The sequence below is a fragment of the Streptomyces sp. NPDC004561 genome (assembly GCF_053602155.1).
The window spans coordinates 1-5,469 of record NZ_JBSGDB010000540.1; the positions used below are offsets into that span (position 1 = coordinate 1).

Below are 5,469 nucleotides of genomic sequence, written 5' to 3' on the forward strand. Positions count from 1 at the left end.
TTCCAGGTGCGTGTGAACCGTGTTCTCGGTGATGTTCAGTTTCGCGGCGATCTCGCGATCTGTCGCGCCGCCGGCCACCAGCTGCAAGATCTGCTCGAAGACCGGGATTCCGTTCCGGTAGGCCACCCGCAGGGGCATCCCGGCCGACAGCCCGTCCTGCGCGCAGTTCACGATCTCCGTCATCATCCGGGGGCCCTCGGCGAGGTCGACCACGGCGGCGACGTACGGGGTGCGGTCGCCGAACGGGGGCAGGTCGTTGCGGTGGACCGTGGACCAGGTGTAGAGGGTGGCGCGGCCGCTCGCCTCCTCCCAGCCGACCCGCTCGCTCCAGCAGTGCGGGCAGAACTCCCGGGGGTAGTGGTGGGCCCGGGCGCAGTCGGCGCAGCGGCGGACCAGCAGCCTGCCCCGCGCCGCCGCCTCCCAGTAGGGGCGGGTGAGGGAGTCGGCCTCGGGGACGTCGAACCGGGCGGTGGTCATCGGAACCACCCCAGCCAGGCGTCCAGGGACCAGGTCTGCCAGCACATGCCGAAGAGGCCGACCAGCGAGATCAGCGCCATCATCGAGTTCTGCCCCTGTTCCGCCCAGTCGTGGATCATGAGGACGAAGTAGACGGCGTTGAGGAGCAGGCCGCCGATCAGGGCCACCGGGGTCAGGAAGCCGAGGATCAGGCCCAGGCCGAGGGACAGTTCGGCGTAGGCGACGACGTACGCCATGAGCCTCGGGTACGGCTTCACCACCGTGTCGAAGCCCGCCCGGACCGGGGCCCACCGGTGTTTCGCCGCCACGCCCGCCGCCCAGGCGATGCCGCTCCCGCGCTCGAACCAGGCCTTCTTGTCCTTGTGCCGCCAGCTCTCCAGCCACCACAGGCCGAGACCCGTGCGCAGCACCGCCAGCCACTCCGCGCCGTCCAGCCATATCGAGTCCATGGATCTGACGGTACGTCAGATCGGGTGGATTGCCGAGACTCCGGTCAGGGGTTCGCCCGGGGCGGCCGCGGGCCACGGCGCCCGCATCGCCCCCGGTGGCGCCGCCTTCCGCCGATTGCGCACCGCATTCGCACAGCCGTGATCAATCCGCAACCAATTCCGGTCTTGACCGAGACCCATCAAGTGGGGGCGTGGTTACGCTCCCGAGCATGACCGTCACCCGTTCCGCTCCAGCGCACCCCTCCCCGACCCCCGCCGACCGCCCGGTGTACGTGATCGGCGCCGGTCCGGGCGGCCTGGCCGCCGCGTACGCGCTGCGGGCACGGGGCATACGGGCCGTGGTGCTGGAGAAGGCCGACCTGGTCGGGGACTCCTGGCGGCGCCACTACGACCGGCTCCGGCTGCACACCACCCGGCGCCTTTCCGCCCTGCCCGGCCTGGCGATCCCCCGGCGGTCCGGGCGCTGGGTGGCCCGGGACGACGTGGTGCGCTACCTGGAGAGGTACGCCGAGCACCACGAGCTGGAGATCGTCACCGGGGTGGAGGTGCACCGGGTCGAGCGGACCGGGGACGGCACCGGCTGGCTGCTGCACGCCTCCGGCGGGCGCGAGCTGACCGGCAGCGCGGTGGTGGTCGCCACCGGCTACAACCACAGCCCCCGCATACCCGACTGGCCCGGACAGGAGTCGTACGAGGGCGAGTTCCTGCACGCCGGCGCGTACCGCAACGCGCGGCCGTACGCGGGCCGTGACGTGCTGGTCGTCGGGATCGGCAACACCGGCGCCGAGATCGCCGTCGACCTGGCGGAGGGCGGGGCCGCGCGGGTGCGGCTCGCCGTGCGCACCGTTCCGCACATCCTGCGCCGCTCCACCCTCGGCTGGGCCGCCCAGTACACGGGCGTGCTCGTGCGGCGGCTGCCGGTCGGGCTGGTGGACCGGCTCGCCGGACCGGTGACGCGGATGAGCACACCGGATCTGACCGCCCAGGGGCTGCCGCGACCGGACACCGGGCTCTACAGCAGGGTCCGGCAGGGCGCCATCCCGGTGCAGGACGTCGGTCTGGTCGACGCCGTGCGCACGGGGACGGTGGAGATCGTGGCGGCCGTGGAGTCGTTCGAGGACGGCAAGGTGGTCCTCGCCGACGGCGGCCGTCTCTCGCCGGACGTGGTGATCGCGGCCACCGGGTACGCCCGGGCGCTGGAGGAGCTGGTCGGGCACCTCGGGGTGCTGGACGGGCGCGGGAAGCCGGTGGCGCACGGCGGCCGCGCACCCGAGCAGACGCCCGGCCTGTACTTCACCGGGTTCACCAACCCGATCAGCGGGATGTTCCGGGAGCTGGCCATCGACGCCGACAAGATCGCGAAGCGCCTGGCCCGGGAGCTGCGCACCCGGCGGTAACTTTGACGGTCCGAACCGTTCCTGACGGGGCATCACTTTTGTAACCTGACAGAGCGTCAGTTTACTTGTGCTGTCTCACAGGAGCGGGCGGAACGATGCTTGGATCAACCCACGGCACCCTCACCACCGACTCCCGCCGCGCCCGGGTCATCGCCTGCGGCGAGCAGCGGCCCGGACCCACCGTGCACGACCGGGTCGACGACCTCGACGTGAGCGGGCGGCCCCTGTACGCGGACGTACCGGATCTCGCCCGGCTCTTCCGGCCCGAGTCGGTCGCCGTGATCGGCGCCTCCGACGCCGAGGGGCGGCCGAACACCGGGATCACCAGGCAGCTGCTGGCGTGGGCCGAGCGGGTCGGCGCACGGGTGCATCCGGTGCATCCGACCCGGCCGTCCGTCTTCGGCGTCCCCTGCAGCGCCTCCGTCGCCGAGCTGCCCGAGCAGGTCGACCTGGCCGTGCTGCTGGTCGCCGATCCGCTGCCCGTGATCGGGGAACTCGGCGAGGCCAAGGTGAAGTTCGCCGTAGCCTTCGCCTCCGGTTTCGCGGAGACCGGCGAGGAGGGGGCCGCGGCGCAGCGGCGGCTCGCCGAGGCCGTGCGCCGCTCGGGTCTGCGGCTGCTCGGCCCGAACACCAACCTCAACGCCTTCGAGCGGTTCCGGGACGACCTGGAGGGCCCGGCGATCGCGCTGATCACCCAGTCCGGGCACCAGGGCCGGCCGGTGTTCGCGCTGCAGGAGCTGGGCATCCGGCTCTCCCACTGGGCGCCCACCGGCAACGAGGCCGACCTGGAGACCGCCGACTTCATCTCCTGGTTCGCCGAACAGCCCGGGGTCGGCGCCATCGCCGCCTATGTGGAGGGCCTCGCGGACGGCCGGTCCTTCCTGCTGGCCGCCGACCGCGCCGCCCGCCGCAAGGTGCCCGTCGTCGCGGTGAAGGTGGGCCGGACCGAGGCCGGGTCGCGCACGGCGGCCTCGCACACCGGCAAGCTCACGGGCGCCGACGACGTGGTGGACGCGGCCATGCGCCAGTACGGCGTGATCCGCGTCGACGGGCTCGACGAACTCCAGGACACCGCGGCCCTGCTGGCCCGCGCCCGGACCCCGCGCGCCGAAGGCGTCGCCGTCTACTCGATCTCCGGCGGCACCGGCGCCCATGTCGCCGACCTCGCCGCCGCGGCCGGACTGAGCCTCCCCCGGCTCTCCGCCGGCAAGCAGGCCGAGCTGCACCAGTGGATACCGGAGTACCTGAGCGTGGCCAACCCGGTGGACAACGGCGGCCATCCGGTCGGCGACTGGCGCGGCCGGCGGATCATCGACGCGATCCTCGCCGATCCGCAGGTGGGCGTGCTGGTCTGCCCGGTCACCGGGCCCTTCCCGCCGCTCAGCGACAGGCTCGTGCGGGATCTGGTCGAGGCCGCCGAGGAGACCGACAAGCTGGTGTGCGTGGTGTGGGGCTCGCCGGTCGGCACCGAGGCCGCCTACCGGGACGTGCTGCTCGGCTCCTCGCGTGTGGCCACCTTCCGCACCGTCGGCAACTGCCTCGGCGCCGTGCGCGCCTGGCTGGACCACCACCGCTTCGTCGGCGACTACCGCTCCCCCTTCGACGCGGCCCCGCGCACCCCCTCCCCGTCCTTCCGCAAGGCGCAGGCCCTGATGTGCCCCGGCCGGCAGCTCAGCGAGCACGCGGCCAAGCAGCTGCTGCGCGCCTACGGCATCCGGGTGCCGCGCGAGCAGCTGGTGACCAGCGCCGCGGCGGCGGTCCGCGCGGCGGCCCAGGTCGGCTACCCGGTGGTGATGAAGGCGTCCGGCGCGCAGATCGCCCACAAGAGCGAGCTCGGCCTGGTGAAGATCGGCCTGACCTCGGCCAGCCAGGTCCGGGACGCCTACCGCGAGCTGACCGACATCGCCCGCTACGAAGGCGTCTCGCTGGACGGCGTCCTGGTGTGCCAGATGGTCGAGCAGGGCGTGGAGATGGTCGTCGGGGTCACGCACGACGAGCTGTTCGGGCCGACGGTGACCGTGGGGCTCGGCGGGGTGCTGGTGGAGGTGCTGCGCGACTCCTCGGTCCGCGTGCCGCCGTTCGGCGAGGAGCAGGCCCGGGACATGCTCGGCGAGCTGCGCGGCCGGGCCCTGCTGGACGGGGTCCGCGGCCGGCCGCCCGCCGACCGGGACGCCCTGGTGGAGGTCGTCCTGCGCGTCCAGCGCATGGCGCTCGAACTCGGCGACCGGATCGCGGAACTGGACATCAACCCGCTGCTGGTGCTGCCCCGCGGGCAGGGCGCGGTGGCGCTGGACGCGCTGGTGGTGTGCCGGTGAGCGGGCTCGCGCACGAGGTCCGCGAGCACGTCTCGTACCTCACCCTCGACCGCCCCGAGGCCCTGAACGCGCTCACGCCCGCCTTGCGGGACCGGCTCGTCGAGCTGCTGGCGCAGGCGTCCGCCGACCCGGACGTACGGGCCGTGGTCCTCACCGGGACGGGGCGCGGGTTCTGCGCGGGCGCGGATCTGCGGGGCGGCGCCGCCGAGCGGGAGCGGATCCCCGGGGACGTCGCCCGCACCCTGCGCGTGGGCGCCCAGCGGCTGATCGCCGCCGTGCTGGACTGCGAGAAGCCGGTGATCGCCGCCGTGAACGGCACGGCGGCCGGGCTCGGCGCGCATCTCGCCTTCGCCTGCGACCTGGTGCTCGCCGCCGAGTCCGCGCGCTTCATCGAGGTGTTCGTGCGGCGCGGGCTGGTACCGGACGCGGGCGGCGCCTATCTGCTGCCCCGGCTGATCGGGCCGCAGCGGGCCAAGGAGCTGATGTTCTTCGGGGACGCCGTCCCGGCGGCGGAGGCGCGGCGGCTGGGCCTGGTCAACCGGGTCGTCGCGGACGGGGAGCTGGCGGGGACGGCCCGGGAGTGGGCGGTGCGGCTGGCGTCCGGGCCGACCCGGGCCCTCGCCCTGACCAAGCAGCTGGTGCACGGCTCCCTCGACGCCGACCGTACGGCCGCCTTCGCCGCCGAGGCAGCCGCCCAGGAGATCAACATGACGACGCGGGACGCCGAGGAGGGGCTGCGGGCGTTCGTGGAGCGGCGGAGCCCGAAGTTCCAGGGGCGCTGACCCGCCGGGCGCGGACAGGGCCCCGGGCCGCTCCGGGGACGCCGTCGTC

At 73.8% G+C, this 5,469-nt stretch carries 5 protein-coding genes and 1 pseudogene; 3 read left to right on the forward strand and 3 right to left on the reverse strand.

Annotation, left to right across the window (positions count from 1 at the left end; all coding sequences use genetic code 11):
• From ACWEN3_RS40150 to ACWEN3_RS40160, 3 genes and pseudogenes are all read right to left on the reverse strand, one after another.
• A partial coding sequence (locus ACWEN3_RS40150) for a LuxR C-terminal-related transcriptional regulator (protein WP_452981793.1) occupies positions 1-87 on the reverse strand: 87 nt, incomplete at its 3' end.
• A 9-nt stretch (positions 88-96) separates the two neighbouring features.
• Positions 97-477 (reverse strand): annotated as a pseudogene (locus ACWEN3_RS40155) (Zn-ribbon domain-containing OB-fold protein); the annotation flags it as partial.
• Positions 474-926, reverse strand: coding sequence for a DoxX family membrane protein (locus ACWEN3_RS40160; protein WP_452981782.1), 453 nt, complete (start codon positions 924-926; stop codon positions 474-476). The gene ACWEN3_RS40160 and the pseudogene ACWEN3_RS40155, both read right to left, overlap by 4 nt.
• Before the next feature lie 209 nt (positions 927-1,135).
• Between ACWEN3_RS40160 and ACWEN3_RS40165 the strand changes: the two genes are divergently transcribed.
• The 3 genes from ACWEN3_RS40165 to ACWEN3_RS40175 all read left to right on the forward strand — a co-directional run bounded on the left by ACWEN3_RS40165 (position 1,136) and on the right by ACWEN3_RS40175 (position 5,420).
• Positions 1,136-2,323 (forward strand): flavin-containing monooxygenase, encoded by a 1,188-nt coding sequence (locus tag ACWEN3_RS40165; protein WP_452981784.1) that lies wholly within the window; start codon positions 1,136-1,138, stop codon positions 2,321-2,323.
• Positions 2,324-2,418: 95 nt separating this feature from the next.
• Complete coding sequence (locus tag ACWEN3_RS40170; protein WP_452981787.1) at positions 2,419-4,638, forward strand: acetate--CoA ligase family protein; 2,220 nt, start codon at positions 2,419-2,421, stop codon at positions 4,636-4,638.
• Positions 4,629-5,420: an enoyl-CoA hydratase/isomerase family protein gene (locus ACWEN3_RS40175; RefSeq protein WP_452981790.1), complete on the forward strand. Its 792-nt coding sequence runs from the start codon at positions 4,629-4,631 to the stop codon at positions 5,418-5,420. The genes ACWEN3_RS40170 and ACWEN3_RS40175 overlap by 10 nt, the downstream gene beginning before the upstream one ends.
• The last annotated feature ends 49 nt before the right edge of the window (positions 5,421-5,469 follow it).

Coding starts and splice junctions, on each gene's coding strand:
- ACWEN3_RS40165 (WP_452981784.1), top strand. CDS start 1,136: ATGACCGTCACCCGTTCCGCTCCAGCGCACCCCTCCCCGACCCCCGCC.
- ACWEN3_RS40170 (WP_452981787.1), top strand. CDS start 2,419: ATGCTTGGATCAACCCACGGCACCCTCACCACCGACTCCCGCCGCGCC.
- ACWEN3_RS40160 (WP_452981782.1), bottom strand. CDS start 926: ATGGACTCGATATGGCTGGACGGCGCGGAGTGGCTGGCGGTGCTGCGC.